This is a genomic window from Streptomyces sp. NPDC005863 (assembly GCF_042871345.1).
Taxonomy (GTDB): Bacteria; Actinomycetota; Actinomycetes; order Streptomycetales; family Streptomycetaceae; genus Streptomyces.
The window spans coordinates 1-15225 of sequence record NZ_JBIAII010000007.1; the positions used below are offsets into that span (position 1 = coordinate 1).

Consider the following 15225-nt stretch of genomic DNA (forward strand, 5'->3'; position numbering starts at 1 on the left):
CTACGACAAGCGCGGCTACGTCTACCTCGGCACCGTGACCGCCGCAGCGATCGTCATCTGGCTTCGAACATGATCGGCCGGACAGGTCCTAGCTGCCGCCTCCCAGCCACCGCTGCCCAGCCAGCGCTCTCCAGCCACCGCTGCCCAGCAGCGCTCCCCAGCCAGCGCTGGCTAGCTGCCGCTGCCGCCGCCGTCGCCCCCTCCGGGGTCACCGCTGTAACTGCCGCTCGTGTAACGGCTGTTGCGGCGGCGGTTCGCCCTGTTCATGGACGCGGCGACGTCCGCCGTGGCGATCGTCGCCTTCGCGATGCCGCGGACCCAGCGCGGGGCGCCGCCCCGCGAGGCCCAGATCGTCGCGGCGAGGCCCGCGGCGGCGAGTACGGCCACGATGGTGAGCAGAACGGTCATCATTGGTCCGCCCCCCCCTTTCCGTCCCACGGGCCCTGGTGGGTTGATGTGATCGGCCTTTCCCTGGAGGAGGGGATTCCGTCGGGCTTGGTTCCTCGCCGTCGCGTCAGGCGCGGTTCCTCGTGGGGAAGCCGTGACGCCTCGCCGCCGTCACCACCAGCAGCACCGGGAGCAGGAGCAGCAGGATCGTCCAGGGGAAGGACGTCGTACCGGCCAGGCCCAGCAGGACGCCGCCGAAGACGCCGCCGCCCGCCATGGCGACGTTCCAGAGGGTGACGAGCATGGCCTGCGCGGCGTCGGCCACGCCTGTCGGCCCCGAAGTCTCCGCTGCCCCCGACGTCTCCGTCGTCCCCGAAGCCTCCGTCGTCCCCGAGGGGCCCGTCACACCCGTCTCCCCCGCCGCGCCCGCCTCGCCCGCCGCCGTCTGGAGGAGGGTCGGGGCGCCGCCCCAGCCCAGACCCCACAGGACCACGGCGACGTACACGAGCGCCGGGGTGTCGGCGAAGGCCGCCAGCAGGGCCGCCGCCCCGCCGACCAGGAGCACGCTCGTGAGCGTCAGCGCCCGCAGCCTGCGGTGGATCAGCGCGCCCACGACCCAGATGCCGATCAGCGACGCCGCGCCGAAGACGAGCAGGACGAGGTCGGTCGAACCGCCCATGCCGAGTTCGTCGAGGAACGTCGCGATGTACGTGTAGAGGACGGTGTGCGCCAGGACGAAGACCAGGGTGACGAAGAGGACCGGGGTCACGCCGGGCACCCGCAGGACTCGCAGCACCGGGGGCTTCGTGCCGCCCGGCTCCTGCCCCGGGTAGTCCGGGACGAGCGCCACGATCCAGGCGAGCAGCCCCGCGGTGAGGCCGGTCATGACCAGGAACGCGATCTGCCAGCTGAGCACCTTGCCGAGGAACGTGCCGGCCGGCACGCCCAGGGACAGCGCGACCGGGATGCCCGCCATCGCGACGGCGATCGCCTTGCCCTGGAGGTGGGCGGGTGCCAGGCGCCGTGCGTACCCGGCGAGCAGGGCCCAGGCGAGGCCCGCGGCGACACCGGCGACGAAACGGGCCGCCATCGTCAGGGGATAGCTCCCCGAGACCGCCGTCACGGTGTTGGCGACGGCGAAGCCCGCCATCGCCGCGAGGAGCAGCCGCTTGCGGCGCCAGCCGGCGGTGGCCGCGGTCAGCGGTATCGCGGTGAGGGCGGTGCCGATCGCGTAGACGGTGACCGTCTGCCCGGTCGCCGACTCGCTGACGCCGAGGTCGGCGCTCATCGCGGGGAGCAGGCCCGCGGGGAGCGTCTCGGTCAGGCTGGTGATGAACACGGCGGTGGCCAGGGCGAGAAGGGCGGGGAGGGGGAGCTTGGGCCCGGCCTTGGCCTCGGGCTGGAGCTCGGATTCGGCCTTGGCCTCGGGCTGGAGCTCCGGTCCGGCCTTGAGCCCGGCCTCGGACCCGGCCTCGGACCCGGCCTCGGACCCGGCCTCGGACCCGGCCTCGGGCCCGGCCTCGGGCCCGGGCGTGGTCTCTGTGGTGCGCATGGCGGTCGTGTCCTTCTTTCGGTGGGGAGGGGACGGGGCCTCGGGGCGGGTGCTCAGGAGGTAGGGGGTACGGGGTGGTGGCGTCCGCGCCTGAGGGGGGCGGCACATCGGGGGCGTCCGCGCCAGTGGGGGGCGGCACATCGAGGGCCTCCGCGCACGGACCCGCCAAGTCGGCACGGACTACGCGGACTACGGGGACTACGGGGACTACGCGCGCAGGAACCCCACTTCCGCGGGCGCCCCCGCCAGGTCCGACTCCGGGCCTCCGGTGACTCGGGGCCTCAGCACCGCCCCCGGCCTGCCGCTTCGCGATGCCCAGGCCGAGGCCCTCGGGCCACCCGCCTCCGTGCCACACCCCCTCCGGGCGAGCGCTCTCCGTACGGAGGACTCTGCGCTCCGGCGCTTCGGGAACGCTGACGGTCCGCTGACGTCGCCCGGCGCCCACCCGGCGCTCACCCGCGAGCAACTCCCCCAGCGGTGTGTACCGTGATCCGCATGCGGTTCGGGGTGCTGGGGCCACTGGCGGTGTGGGACGGCGAGGGGGAACCGGTCAGGGTTCCCGAGACGAAGGTCAGGGCGCTGCTCGCCGACCTCCTCGTGCACGAGGGGCGCCCGGTCTCCGCCGACCGGCTCATCGACGACCTGTGGGGCGACGCGCCCCCGGGCAACCCGGCCAACGCCCTGCAGGCCAAGGTCTCCCAGCTGCGGCGCGTCCTCGGCCGGGACCGCGTGGTGCACCAGGCGCCGGGCTACCGGCTCCGGATCGACGCGGCAGCGGGTGCTGAGTTGGCGGGCGATGAGGTGGTCGGCGACGAGGTGGACGCGGACCGGTTCCGCGCCCTGGCCGACGCCGCGCGGGCCGAGGGCGACCCGGCCCTGAGGGCTCAACTCCTCACCCGAGCCCTTGGGTTGTGGCGCGGGCCCGCCTACGCCGACCTCGCCGACGAGGCATTCGTACGGGGAGCGGCGGACCGTCTTGAGGAGCAGCGGCTGGCCGTACTGGAGGAGCAGGCGGAAGCGCGGCTGGCCGCCGGGGACCACACGTTGCTCACGGGCGAGCTCGCAGACCTGGTCGCGCGGCATCCGCTGCGCGAACGGCTGCGGGCCGTGCAATTGCGGGCCCTGTACCTGGCGGGTCGGCAGAGCGAGGCGCTGGCCTCGTACGCGGAGTTGCGGGGGCGGTTGGCGGATGAGCTGGGGCTGGATCCGGGGCCGGAGTTGGCGGCGTTGTACGGGGCGATTCTGCGACAGGACCCCGAACTGGCCTCGGGCACGCCACGCTTGGCGCCCGCGGGTGGGGTGGCCGGCACGCCGTGGACCCCCCACACACCGAGCACCCTCCGTACGCCGAGCACCCCGGGTACGTCGACCACGACCGCGCCCCCACCCCGTACCAACCTCCCCGCCCAACTCACCGATTTGGTGGGCCGCGAGGCCGCAGTCACGGAGGTCGAGGGGCTGCTCGGCACCGCACGGCTCGTGACGCTCACGGGCCCCGGCGGGGTAGGCAAGACGCGCCTCGCGTTGGAGGCGGCGGCGCGGCAGGCCGGGGCGGGGTTCCCGGCGGGGCAGACCGGGGCGGGGTCCCCGGTGCGGCAGGCCGGGGTGGGATCCCCGGCACGACCGACCGGAGCGGGGTCCCCGGCACGACCGACCGGAGCGGGGTCCCCGGCGCGGCAGGCCGAGGCGGGAACCCCGGCGCAGACCGGGGCAGGAGGCCCGGCGCCGCAGACCGGGGCAGGAGGCCCGCCCCAGACCGGCGCGGAACGCCCGTACCTCAACGGCGCCAAGGCGGAATGCCCGGCGGGGCACGTCGGGTCGACATCCCCGGGGCCGCAGACCGGGGCAGGAACCCCGGCGCCGCAGACCGGGGCAGGAGGCCCGGCACGACCGACCGAGGCGGGAACCCCGGCGCAGACCGAGGCAGGAGGACCGGCACCGCACACCGGGGCAGGAGGCCCACCGCAGACCGGCCTCGGACACCCGTACCCCGACGGCGTCTGGCTCGTCGAACTCGCCGGGCGGCGGGGCGAGAGCGGCGTGGCCGACCTCGCTCAGGCCGTCACCACGGCGCTCGGGTTGCGGGACGACACCGGCCCGGTCCCCGCCCCCGCCTCCGCCGTACCGGGGCCCGACCCCGCGCCCACCCCGGCCCCCTCCACCCCCGACCGTCTCGCCGCGACCCTGCGCGACCGTCGCATGCTCCTGGTCCTCGACAACTGCGAGCAGGTCGTCGAACAGGCCGCCGAGCTCACGGACACGCTGCTGCGGGCCGCCCCCGGCCTCCGCGTGCTGGCCACCAGCCAGGAGCCGCTGGGCCTCACCGGCGAGGCCGTGTTCCTGGTGGAGCCGCTGCACGACGCCGACGCCGTCGCCCTGTTCACGGCGCGCGCGGCCGCCGCGGCGCCCAAATTCAGGGTCGGCGACGCGGCGGACGAGGCGGCCGTCGCGGAGATCTGCCGGCGCCTCGACGGCATTCCGCTCGCCCTGGAACTCGCCGCGACGCGCGTACGGGCGTTGGGCGTACGGGAGTTGGCGGACCGCATCGGCGACCGGTTCCGGCTGCTGTCCTCCGCCGGGCGGCGCGGCGCCCCGGCCCGACAGCAGACGCTGCGGGCGATGATCGACTGGAGCTGGGAACTGCTCACCGCGCCCGAGCGGATCGTGCTGCGGCGGCTGGCGGTGCACCGGGACGGCTGCACGTTGGAGGCGGCGGAGGCGGTGTGCGCGGGGGACGGGGTGGAGGGCGAGGAGGTCCTCGACCTGGTCACGCGCCTCGTGGACCGTTCCCTGGTGGTCATGGCGCCGGGACCGGCGGGGACGGCGCCGCGCTACCGGCTCCTGGAGTCCGTGGCCGCGTACGCGATGGAGCGGTTGCGGGAGGCGGGGGACCTCGACGACGTACGTCGACGGCACCTGCGCCACTACCTGGACCTCGCCGAGCGGGCCGAGCCGCGGCTGCGGGACGGGGGCCAGTCGGTGTGGCTCCGCCGCCTGGACGCCGATGCGGCGAACCTGCGCGGGGCATTGGACGAGGCGGTACGCGCCCCCGCGCCGGGGGAGGCGGCGCGGCTGGCAACGGCGCTGACCTGGTGGTGGCTGCTCCGCGGCCACCTGACGGAGGCGCGCCGCTCCCTCTCGGCGGTGGCGGCGACGGTGACGTCCGTCGCGGTGCCGTCGTCCGCGGCGGGGACAGGGTCGGTGCCGTCGTCCGCGGCGGGGACACACTCGGTGACGTCATCCGCAGCGGTGACGGCCGCGGGGGTGACACCTTCGGCGGTGACAGCCCCGCAGGCGACACCCTCGGCGGTGACGGCGGCGGGGGCGACACCCTCGACGGCGACGGCCACGGGGGCAACACCTTCGACGGCGACAGCCACGGAGGTGACGTCCTCGACGGTGACGGCGACGGAGGCGACACCCTCGACCGCGACAGCCACGGAGGCCGCACCCTCCACGGCAACGGCCACAGGGGCGACACCCCCGACCGTGACAGCCACGCAGGCGACACCCTCGACGGTGACAGCCACGCAGGCGACACCCCCGACGGTGACAGCAGCGGAGGCGACACCCTCAACGGCAACGGCCGCGGGAGCGACACCCTCGGCGGTGACGGCGGCGGAGGCGATGCCCTCGACCGCGACAGCCGCGAAGGCCACACCCCCGACCGCCACGGCCACGGAGGCGACACCCCCGACGGTGACAGCAACGCAGGCGACACCCTCGACGGTCACGGTCACGGTCACGGAGGCGGCACCCTCGACCGCGACAGCCGCCACACACCGCGTCGACGGGGCGGCCGCGGAGGGCGCCGCGGGCCCTCGGGAGACGGCAACGGGGCGTACGCCGGACGGCATGGTGCCACGCCACACTGCTCCTGGCGGCACGCCAGCAAACGCCCCCGTCCCAGGCGAGCCGGCTACCGACGCGGTGGCCCCCACCCCCGACACCCACGAACTCCTCGCCCTCCGCGACGCGTTCGCCCTCCTCACCGGTGAGCGACCCACACCCCCCACCACGCCCCCCGCACCCGCACCCGCCCTCCGCCCCCGTTCCCTCTGGCTCACCGCCTACGGGCTCTTCAGTGCCGGGGATCCGCGGGGCAGCGAAGAGGTCACCTCGCGGGCCGTCGAGCTTGCCCGTGCCGGGGGCGACCGGTGGACCCTCGCCGCCGGGCTCGCCTTGCGCGCCATGCACGCGTTGCTCCGCGGCGATCTCGACACCATCGGCCGTGACGGACGCCGCGCCGACGCCCTCTTCGCCGAACTCGGCGACCGATGGGGCGCGTTGCAGACCGTCGCGCCGCTCGCCGCGCTCGCCGAGATCAAAGGTGAGTACGAGGAGGCCGCGCGCCGGCAGGAGGAAGGGCTGGCCATCGCCCACGAGTTGGGCCTGCACGCGGAGGTCGCGGCGCGGCTGTCCGGGCTCGGGCGCCTCGCCCTGCTCACCCACGACTGGGAGCGCGCCCGCGACCTCCACGAACAGGCCCGGCGCCGCGCCGTCGAGCAGGGCTACCGCTACGGCGAGGTCCACGCCGAGATGGGCCTCGCCCTCGGCGCCCGCCGCGCCGGCGAACTCAACACCGCCGAGGACCATCTGCTCCGCATCCGCGACCGCCACGCCGACGTGTCCTCGTCGGCCGGCGACCACCTGCGCCACGCCGAGATGGGCTTCATCGCCGAGCTCCGCGGCGACGCCTCCGCCGCCGAGGCACACCACCGGCTCGGCCTCGCGACCGCTCACGTACTCGCCGAGCCGCGCGCCGTCGCCCTCTCCCTGGAGGGCCTGGCAGGCGCGGCCGCCGTGTCCGGCGACGCGGAACGTGCCGCCCTCCTCCTCGGCTCCGCCGACGCCGCCCGTCGCAGCGTGGGCGCGCCCCTTCCGCCCGCCGAACGCGGTGACGTCGACCGTATCGCCGCGGCAGCCAGCGCGGCCCTGGGCCCCACCGCCTACGCGGACGCTTTCCGGCGGGGCGCGCAGCTGGACCCTGGTGGCCTGCAATGAATCTGGTCCGCAATGACGGACGACGGCGCTGAGGCTCGTCGTCCGCCCGGTCGCCCACCCGTTCGTCCGCTCGTCCGCTCGTCCGCTCGTCCGCTCGTCCGCTCGTCCGCTCGTCCGTCACATCATCAGGTGCCAGTGCGAGATCGCCCCCACGAAACCACTCGTACTGGTGAGCCAGCCGATCAGCGTCAGTGACATCGACAGCCTCAGGTGTCTGCCCGCGTCCACCCGCAGTCCCTGGCGCCCGAGGCTCAGCTGCCACGTCGGCGGCTCGCTCTTCTTCTTCTCGTTCACGGCCTCTCCCTCTCCCTGTGCCTCTTCGTTCCTCTTCCTCTTCCAGTTGTTGATCCAGCACATCGCTGACGCGTGCCCTGCGGCCAGGAATCGGTCCGGACCCGCACGATTCCGAATCCGGCAGGTCAAAGGCCGAAATCGGCCTGCTGTCGCCGAAGTTCGAGGAACTTCGCCGAACGGCGGAAATGTTCGACGAGAGGCCCCTACGCTTTTCTCACTCAGGGGAGAGGACACGGCTTTGCCCGACCACGCGTCAGAGCAGACGGAGACGGTCACGTCGGCCGAGCCACCCCACACCGCCGAGCCGCCCCGCAGCACCGAGCCACCCCGCCCCACCGAACCACCCCGCGCCGCCGAGCTGATCGCCGCCCACGACCGGGCCCTCCGTGACTTCGCCGAAGCCCTCGTGCTGCTGCACATCGACTGCGGGGCCCCGCCCCGTTCCGACCTCACCAAAGGCGCGAAGGCCGCCGGGCGCTGTCCCCTGCCCGCCTCCTCGCTCACCGAGGTGTTCCAGGGGCGCCGGCTCCCCAAGCTCGACTTCACCATCGAGCTCGTACGCCAACTGGGCGGCGACCGGGCCGAGTTACTGGACGCGTGGCGCAAACGCTGGCGTCACGTCAAGGTCGCCGAGCAGCGAGCCGCTCCCGCCCGACGGACCCTCCGTACCCGTACCGGCGTACCCGCCGTCGACCTGCCCGCCGCCGCACCCGCCCCCTCTCTCGCCCCGCCCCAGGACGCCCGCGGCAGCGGGGAGGAGGCACCCTCGCGGAAGGCCATCGCGAGCGTGCTGGCCAACACCATGGTCTTCGTGACCGAACAGGCCCAGGAGCGCGCCGACCCGGCCGTGGTGATGGCCCAGGTGGGCGCCGTCCTCTACCAGTGGCTCGAAGAACGGCTCGGCATCTCGAAGGGCATAACACTTCTGCCGGACATGCCGAGCGTGGCCCTGGAGCCGGGGGGCCGCCGCACGGCCATGCCGAGGTCGCTCGTCGACGGAAGTGGTTACGCGGTCCTGCAGTTCACCCCCGCCGAACCGGTGACCGCGCCGGGGAGCGCGCCGGTGACCGTCCAGATGACCGTCCCGGCGACCGACGAACGGCCCTGGACGCCCGAGGAGTCGCAGTCGGGGTGCCCCGTGTGCCGGACCCTGTCCACGACCTTCGCCGAGTCCTGGTCCTGCGACGGCTGCGGCAGCCTCTGTGTCCGGAGCAGCGACGGTGACGTCCTCCTGGACGCGCCCCGGGGCCGGCGCCCCTCCGACGTCAACGCCTACATCTGTCCCGTGTGCGCGCTGCTCGTCCATCCGATCAAGATGCGGAGCGCGGACTGTCCCCGGTGCGGGACCAACCTGGTTCCGGGCGCGTTGGGCCGTTACTGAAGCCATTGAAGCCATTGCAGCTACTGAAGCTACTGAAGTGACCCGTTCTCCGCCCCCCGGGCCCGCACATCCCGCAAAGTACTCCGCATGACCTCACCCATACCGGAACCGGCCGCCCCGCAGACCCCCACGCCACAGACCCCCGCCGCATCCCTCCGCGACCTCGCCCGGACCCGGGCCTCGCTCGACGGTGCCGAAGTCACCTACTGGTGGTCCGGGAGCGTCTACTCATGGGCGCCCGACGAGCCCTACACGCGGCTCTTCGGGTTCGAGGGGCTCAACGTCTCGCGGCTCGTCAAGGACGCCGAGGACGGGCCCGACGCGTACCGGCTCCTCAGCCGCGAGGCCGCCTTCTACCTCGATCCCGTCAGCGGCGAGATCCTGGAGGAGTGGCAGGGGCTGCCCGTCGTCCACGTGTGGAACGACCCGGCCAACCAGCGGTGGCGCCCCTTCCCCGTCCCGGCCACCGACCTCGGGGACCAGGTCTGCCTCAGCCTGGAGATCCCGCTCGCCTACCCGTCCCCGCTGCCCGTCGCCCAGTACCCGCTCAACTCCGCGGGGGACACGTACAAGGCGCTTGAGCTCTTCCAGTTCTTCGTCGGCCGGGACGACCTGGCCGGGCCGGCGCCGAGCGTGCCGGCCACCATGTCGTGGACGCGGATGTCCCCCTGGCTGCCGTGGATGGAGCGCGGGCAGCGGCCCGGCGGGCTCACGTACCACTGCCGGGGCCGCAAGCTCGGCTCGTACGAGGAGGTGCCCGCCCGCACCCGCGCCTACGTCGCCGACCACCACCCCAAGTTCGCGCACGCCCCGGAGAAGTGGACCGAGCCGAACGAGACGAGCTGGACGTACTTCCGCAAGCTCCACCCGCCCCGCTAGGCGATCCGGCACGCGTTGTCCGAGGACTACTCCAGGAAGCCGTCGACCGGCACGGCGTCGTACCCCGTCGCGCCCACCGTGGTGATTCCGCCCGGCGAGCCGGGCAGCCGGAGCGGATCGAGGGCGCTCACATACAGGTCGGCCGTTCCGTCGCCGTCCGTGTCGCGCAGCCGCACCAGGCCGCCGAACTGGTCGTCGGCCGTCAACGGGCCCGGTACACCTGCGGTGTTGCGGGCGAACCACTGCGACCCCGTGCCGGACAGGCCCCCCGCCCGCCCCTTGAAGACGTGCACGCCGCCCGCGTACTCCTTGCCGTCGATCTCCTCACCCCGCACGCCGACCGCGAGGTCCGCGTACCCGTCGCCGTTGGCGTCGCCCGCCGAGATCGTGTCGCCGAACTCGTCGTAATCCTCCGGGGATCCGGCGACGCCGCTCGTCGACTGGGTGAGGCGGGTGGTGCGGGACGGGCCGCCCGACGCGCCGTACCAGACGCTGACGCGGCCCTTGTGCCGCGAGTAGAGGGAGGTGCCGACGGCGATGTCGCCGTAGCCGTCCTTGTCGAAGTCGGCGATGACGCCGTCGCCGCCGCGTTCCGTGCTGCCGCCGTTGCCCGCCTGGGACTCCAGGCGCAGGGTCTTGCCCGGGGTGAGCGAGCTCGCGCCGCCCCTGATGAACCAGGCGTCGGAGGCGATCTTCTCGGAGCTCACCACGTCGCCGATGATCACGAGGTCGGTCTTCTTGTCGCCGTCGACCTTGCCGGAGATCAGGGCCGTCGCGTAGAAGGACGACGTCTTGTCGAGCTCGGTCACCATGCCGGTGGTGCCGGAGCGCTTGAACGGGCCGCGGTAGACGTAGGCCTTGGCGTCGTTGAGCACGGCCAGGTCCTGCTTGCCGTCCCCGTTGAAGTCGCCGGCCGCCAGGTCACTGCCCATGGAATGGTGGGCGCCCGGACTCTTGTTCGGCAGGGCCGTGCCCTTGGACAGGCCGGACGCGGAGCCCCACAGGATCGTCACGGCGCCCTGGTGGGCGCCGCGGGAGCCGTTCTCGCCGGTGGCCGCCACCGCGAGGTCGCCGTATCCGTCGCCGTCGAAGTCCGCAGCCGTCCGTATCTCGCCGAACATGTCGTCGGCCTCGTCGGCGCCGGGCACGCCGGGGCTGCCCTGGGTGACGCGCTGCTGCCGGGAGCCGGGACCGGTGGCGGTGCCGAAGACCACGGTGACGCCGCCGCCTCCTCTCGCGCTGAAGCTGGAGTACGCGTAGTCGCGGTGGCCGTCGCCGTTGAAGTCGTCGCCGTACTTCGCGGGTGCGGCGCTCGCCGCGGTGGCCGGCAGGGCGAGCGGGGTGAGGCCGGCCGCCAGGAGGGCGGTCAGTGTGGCCGTCGTGAGGCTGCGCATGGGTGTCGGGGGTTCCTTGTGCGTCGAGAGGAGGAGAGCGACACAGGAGACCGATGGTCGGGCCGAAGGGTTGTACGGGGCGCCGCTCGCCCAGGGCTGTTCGGACAGGCCTTCGACCTTGGCCGCCCGCCCCCGATACAGTGGCAAGATCCCGCACTTCACCACATCACCCCACTCACCCGTCATGCGGGCACCCGTCGTGCGGGACGGCTTCGGGGTGGCGATCACAGGGGGGCCTGTCATGGCACTGTTCGGAAACGCGCACACCGTCGACCCGATGAAGGCGCAGGGCGAGTACGCGCGTCTGCTCGGGCACGGGGAGCAGGTGCACGCCGCGTACACGCTGATACGCGACACGATGCTCTTCACCGACCGTCGGCTGATCATGGTCGACAAGCAGGGCATCACCGGCAAGAAGGTCGAGTACCACTCGATCCCCTACCGCAGCATCACGCACTTCGCGGTGGAGACCGCCGGGCACTTCGACCTCGACGCCGAGCTGAAGATCTGGATCTCCAGCAACCCGACGCCGATGCAGAAGACCTTCACCAAGGGCGTCGACATCTACGAGGTCCAGGCGATCCTGACCCAGTTCGTCGCCCGATAGCTCACCGCACCCCAGGGGGGCCGGGGTTCGCGGGCTCAGCAGCCCGACGTGGTCCGGGGACGCCGCTCAGCAGTCTCCGCAGTCTCCGCCCGCGTCCCCGACTCCCCGCGCCTGCGCCACACCGCCCACACCCCGGCCCCCAGGGCGAACCCGTACGCCGCCACCAGGCCGTGGCCGTTCTCCTGGGTGAACCACATCGCCAGGCCCAGGGCCGGGACCGCCGCCGCGAGCAGCCGGTCCGCCATGGAGCCGCCCGGCACAGCGCCGCCCTCCCCCTTCACGTCACCCTCCGACGACGTGAAGGTGCGGAGCAGCAGGGCCGCCGCCAGCGTCGCGCCCAGGAAGTACGTGGCGCCCGAACTGCCCGCGAAATTGCGGGGATCCGTGCTCGTGCCGCCGCCGATGCCCAGCAGGTCGTCGATCCGCTCCGGCAGGAGGATGCCGGACAGGAAGAACAGCAGCGTCAGGCCGCCGCCCCAGTACCAGTGCGCAAGGGCGGCCACGACGGCGAGCGTCGCGATGTTCCAGAGCACGCCCCCGACCCCGCCGTTCTGCATGAAGACCGACGTGAACACCCGCCACCAGCCGCTCTCGGACGGATCGGCGTCCAGCGCCTCCATCGCCCCCGACCAGCTCAGCTGAAGGAGCACACCCGCCACGGCGAGGCCGCCCAGGACGGCCGCGGCCCACGGGAACGGCCCCGCCCGCAGCGCGTCCAGACCGGACCGGCCCGGCGCACCCGCTCCGGCGCCCCCACCCGCCGCCGCCCACGGCTCCAGCAGTGCCTGCCCGCACTTGGCCATCAGCACCATCAACGCCGCGGTCGTCACGCTGAACAACAGTCCGCCCATGTCCCCCGAACCAGCCTTTCCAACAGTGTTCGAAACCGGTCGATGCCGAGGCTAGCACCGCCGCGCCAGTTTTCAAACAGTGTTTGAAACGCTGTTACGGTGGAGGCATGAAGCTCACCAAGGAGCGCATCGTCGACGCAGGCATGGCCACGTTCGCCGAGACCGGGTACCACGGGCTTTCCATGCGCCAGGTGGCCGACCGGCTCGGCGCGCACGCGGGCAGCCTCTACTACCACGTACGCGGCAAGGACGAACTGCTCGCGCTGATGGCCGACCGCGTCTGCCGGCACGCGTACGACGCCGCAGGCGCCGCCCTCGCCGCCCTTCCGCCCGACGCGACCTGGCAGGACCGGATCGAGGCGCAGGCCACCGAGTTGCGCAGGAGCCTCCTGCGGCACCCGGGCGGCGCCCTCCTCCTCGCCGACAGCCCCGGCACGCTCAGCACGGGCGCCCTCTCCCTGATGGAGCGGCTCCTCGCGACCTTCGTCGGCGCGGGCGTCCCCGTCGACGACGCGGGCGTCGCGGCCGACACCCTCCTCAGCCACGTCACCGGCTTCGTCCTCCAGGAGCGCCCGGAGGAGCGGGGCGCGGCGGACGACAAGTCCCCGGGGGCCGCGCCACCCCCCGTCACCGCCGAGGTCTACGCCGACCTGTGCGCCCGTTTCCCCCTCGTCATGGAGCAGATGCCCCGGCTCGGCCAGGACGAGAAATTCCGGCGCAGCGTACGGCTCCTGTGTACGGCGTTCCGGACGCTCCCGTCGGAGGGGCCGGCGTCCTCGGCCAGGATGGCGTGATGGAGCGGCCACGGCAGATCATCGACTGCGGAGACTTCGTCCTGCGACGCTGGCGGGGGCAGAGCGACTTCGCTCCGGCCCTCAAGTTGATCGACGAGTCGCTGGACCACCTGCGCCCCTGGGAGACGTGGGTCGCCCGGCACGGCGCGGAGAACACCCGCAGGTTCCTCGCGGCGTCCGAGGCGAAGTGGGCCGGCGGCGAGGTGTACAACTACGCCATCGCCGAAGCGGAAGCGGGAACCGGAACCGGCGCCGAAGCGGAAGCCGGAACCGGCTCTCTCATCGGCATGTGCCAGACCTACCGCCCGGCCGATCCCCGGTGCCGCCGCCTGGGGTACTGGCTGCATCCCGCCGCCACCGGCCGGGGCGTGGCGACCAGGGCGGCGGCTGCCCTGGTCGCCGAGATGTTCGCCCTGCCGGACGTGGAGTACCTGGAGATCACGCACGACCTGTCCAACACCTCCAGCGCCGCGATACCCCGCAGGCTGGGCTTCACCGAAGTCCTGCGGGAACCGGGGACGGCGCCCGCGGCTCCCTCCGGGAGCGGAATCGTCGTGGTCTGGCGGCTACGGCGTCCTGTGCCGCCCAGCCCCTAATGTCCCTGGCCACCGCAACCTAAGTCGGCTTACGAGTAAGGGAGTTCAGCCCCTCGGGCCCGGGCCGCCGACCAAAGGACGATGAACCCGTCCCCCTCCCCTCACCATGCTGGCGTCGTGCGGCGGCACGGGCCGTGGCGCGGGGCCACACAGGGCGGGAGACAGCGACATGGGGCACAACGACACCAGCAAGGTCGGCGACAGCAGCAAGGCCGGCGGCATCGGCAAGGCCGGCGGCATCAGCAGGGGACGGTTCCTGGCGGGGGCCCTCGGGGTCGCCGGCGCCGTGGGAGGCCTCGGTGCGGCCGGGGCACTGGGCGGCCTCGGCGCCACCGAAGCCGCCGCCGCGCCCGGCACCCGGCACCAAGGCCGCGCCCACCCCGGCCGCCCCCACCCCCGCCTCACCCACCGCGGCGTCTGCTACGAAGTCGGCGACGGCGAGTCACCCGACACCCGCTGGACCGCCCCCCGCATGCGCGCAGACCTCCGCGCCATCCGGCACGACCTGCACGCCGACACCGTCTCCGTCTTCGGCACCGGCGTGCACCGGCTCGCCGCCACCGCGACCGAGGCCGCCGAACGCGGCCTGCGCGTCTGGCTCCAGCCCCGCCTCGCCGACGCCCCGCACCGCGACATCCTCGACCACATCGCGGAAACCGGCCAGCACGCCGAGCGGCTGCGGCGCCAGGGCGCGGACGTGCACCTCAGCGTCGGCGCGGAGTTCGTGCTGTTCGTCCCCGGGATCGTGCCCGGCGACAACGCCCTGGAACGCGTCGAGAACCTCCTCAAGGGCAACTTCGACCCCGAGAAGATGGTGCGCCGGCTGCACGACTTCATCACCCGCGCCGCCAGGACCGGCCGCTCCGTCTTCCACGGGCCCCTCACCTACGGCGCCGCGCAGGACGACGACGTCGACTGGTCCCTCTTCGACGTCGTCAGCGTCAACTACTACGGCTACCACCGCAGTCGGGCCGCCCACGTCAAGGAGCTCACGCCGTATCGGCGGTGGGGCAAGCCCGTCGCGGTCACCGAGTGCGGCTCCTGTACGTACGAGAACGCGCCCCGCGACGGCGGCATGGGCTGGCACGACGCCGTCGACTACACCAAGGAGCCCCCGGAGATCGCCCCTGGGCTGCGCCGCAGCGAGCGCGCCCAGGCCGCGTATCTCCTGGACCTCTTCGACGTCTTCGAGTCCATGAACCTGCACGCCGCCCTCGTCTACCAGTTCGTCACGCCGGACGCCCCGCACCGGCCGGACGACCCCCGCCACGACCTCGACCTCGCGAGTTACAGCCTCACCAAGACGATCTGGAAGCGGCCCGACGACCCGGCGGCCGGCTGGCACTGGGAGCCCAAGGAGTCCTTCCGCGCGCTGGCCCGCCGCTTCGAGCGGGCCGCGCGGGCCTGACGCCGACTTGGCGGGCGGATGTCTTCCGTCCAACCCGCCCGTGTGCTTGCCTGGGGGCCATTTCGGCTGTCTGGGGCG

Annotated in this window: 12 protein-coding genes; 7 read left to right on the plus strand and 5 right to left on the minus strand. The window is 73.4% G+C overall.

The annotated features are described in order from the left end of the window. Window positions 1-171: 171 nt before the first annotated feature. Window positions 172-411 (minus strand): hypothetical protein, encoded by a 240-nt coding sequence (locus ACFYO9_RS23800; protein WP_358778993.1) that lies wholly within the window; start codon window positions 409-411, stop codon window positions 172-174. A gap of 103 nt (window positions 412-514) precedes the next feature. Continuing rightward, window positions 515-1939, minus strand: coding sequence for an MFS transporter (locus ACFYO9_RS23805; protein WP_358778994.1), 1425 nt, complete (start codon window positions 1937-1939; stop codon window positions 515-517). Window positions 1940-2434: 495 nt separating this feature from the next. On the opposite strand from ACFYO9_RS23805, the gene ACFYO9_RS23810 reads away from it, so the two are divergent. Next, window positions 2435-6943, plus strand: coding sequence for a BTAD domain-containing putative transcriptional regulator (locus tag ACFYO9_RS23810; protein ID WP_358778995.1), 4509 nt, complete (start codon window positions 2435-2437; stop codon window positions 6941-6943). Window positions 6944-7060: 117 nt separating this feature from the next. On the opposite strand, the gene ACFYO9_RS23815 is transcribed toward ACFYO9_RS23810, so the two are convergent. Further along, the gene (locus ACFYO9_RS23815; RefSeq protein WP_355812576.1) at window positions 7061-7237 is read right to left on the minus strand and encodes a hypothetical protein; all 177 of its coding nucleotides are present in this window, start codon (window positions 7235-7237) and stop codon (window positions 7061-7063) included. Between the two features lie 238 nt (window positions 7238-7475). Between ACFYO9_RS23815 and ACFYO9_RS23820 the strand changes: the two genes are divergently transcribed. Continuing rightward, on the plus strand, window positions 7476-8618 hold the full coding sequence (locus tag ACFYO9_RS23820) for a hypothetical protein (protein ID WP_358778996.1): 1143 nt from the start codon (window positions 7476-7478) through the stop codon (window positions 8616-8618). Between the two features lie 87 nt (window positions 8619-8705). After that, window positions 8706-9497 (plus strand): DUF1838 family protein, encoded by a 792-nt coding sequence (locus tag ACFYO9_RS23825; RefSeq protein WP_355812572.1) that lies wholly within the window; start codon window positions 8706-8708, stop codon window positions 9495-9497. 26 nt (window positions 9498-9523) lie between these two features. Here ACFYO9_RS23825 and ACFYO9_RS23830 read toward each other — a convergent pair whose 3' ends face one another. Then, complete coding sequence (locus ACFYO9_RS23830) at window positions 9524-10891, minus strand: FG-GAP and VCBS repeat-containing protein (RefSeq protein ID WP_355812569.1); 1368 nt, start codon at window positions 10889-10891, stop codon at window positions 9524-9526. A gap of 241 nt (window positions 10892-11132) precedes the next feature. Here ACFYO9_RS23830 and ACFYO9_RS23835 point away from each other — a divergent pair, with 241 nt between their 5' ends. Continuing rightward, entirely contained in the window at window positions 11133-11498 is a 366-nt protein-coding gene (locus ACFYO9_RS23835) for a PH domain-containing protein (RefSeq protein WP_355812567.1), read from the plus strand. Between the two features lie 35 nt (window positions 11499-11533). Here the strand turns inward: ACFYO9_RS23835 and ACFYO9_RS23840 are convergent, their stop codons facing one another. Beyond that, the gene (locus ACFYO9_RS23840; RefSeq protein WP_358778997.1) at window positions 11534-12349 is read right to left on the minus strand and encodes a hypothetical protein; all 816 of its coding nucleotides are present in this window, start codon (window positions 12347-12349) and stop codon (window positions 11534-11536) included. A 107-nt stretch (window positions 12350-12456) separates the two neighbouring features. Between ACFYO9_RS23840 and ACFYO9_RS23845 the strand changes: the two genes are divergently transcribed. The 3 genes from ACFYO9_RS23845 (at window position 12457) to ACFYO9_RS23855 (ending at window position 15147) form a co-directional block, all read left to right on the plus strand. Beyond that, entirely contained in the window at window positions 12457-13143 is a 687-nt protein-coding gene (locus ACFYO9_RS23845; protein ID WP_358778998.1) for a TetR/AcrR family transcriptional regulator C-terminal domain-containing protein, read from the plus strand. Then, window positions 13143-13739, plus strand: coding sequence for a GNAT family N-acetyltransferase (locus tag ACFYO9_RS23850; protein WP_358778999.1), 597 nt, complete (start codon window positions 13143-13145; stop codon window positions 13737-13739). The genes ACFYO9_RS23845 and ACFYO9_RS23850 overlap by 1 nt, the downstream gene beginning before the upstream one ends. Window positions 13740-13908: 169 nt before the next feature. Then, entirely contained in the window at window positions 13909-15147 is a 1239-nt protein-coding gene (locus tag ACFYO9_RS23855; RefSeq protein ID WP_358779000.1) for an abortive phage infection protein, read from the plus strand. Window positions 15148-15225 lie beyond the last annotated feature (78 nt).

Excerpts from the sequence above, each read along its gene's own strand:
- ACFYO9_RS23800 (WP_358778993.1), bottom strand. The coding sequence starts at position 411 with ATGATGACCGTTCTGCTCACCATCGTGGCCGTACTCGCCGCCGCGGGC.
- ACFYO9_RS23805 (WP_358778994.1), bottom strand. The coding sequence starts at position 1,939 with ATGCGCACCACAGAGACCACGCCCGGGCCCGAGGCCGGGCCCGAGGCC.
- ACFYO9_RS23810 (WP_358778995.1), top strand. The coding sequence starts at position 2,435 with ATGCGGTTCGGGGTGCTGGGGCCACTGGCGGTGTGGGACGGCGAGGGG.
- ACFYO9_RS23825 (WP_355812572.1), top strand. The coding sequence starts at position 8,706 with ATGACCTCACCCATACCGGAACCGGCCGCCCCGCAGACCCCCACGCCA.
- ACFYO9_RS23830 (WP_355812569.1), bottom strand. The coding sequence starts at position 10,891 with ATGCGCAGCCTCACGACGGCCACACTGACCGCCCTCCTGGCGGCCGGC.
- ACFYO9_RS23835 (WP_355812567.1), top strand. The coding sequence starts at position 11,133 with ATGGCACTGTTCGGAAACGCGCACACCGTCGACCCGATGAAGGCGCAG.
- ACFYO9_RS23840 (WP_358778997.1), bottom strand. The coding sequence starts at position 12,349 with ATGGGCGGACTGTTGTTCAGCGTGACGACCGCGGCGTTGATGGTGCTG.
- ACFYO9_RS23845 (WP_358778998.1), top strand. The coding sequence starts at position 12,457 with ATGAAGCTCACCAAGGAGCGCATCGTCGACGCAGGCATGGCCACGTTC.
- ACFYO9_RS23850 (WP_358778999.1), top strand. The coding sequence starts at position 13,143 with ATGGAGCGGCCACGGCAGATCATCGACTGCGGAGACTTCGTCCTGCGA.
- ACFYO9_RS23855 (WP_358779000.1), top strand. The coding sequence starts at position 13,909 with ATGGGGCACAACGACACCAGCAAGGTCGGCGACAGCAGCAAGGCCGGC.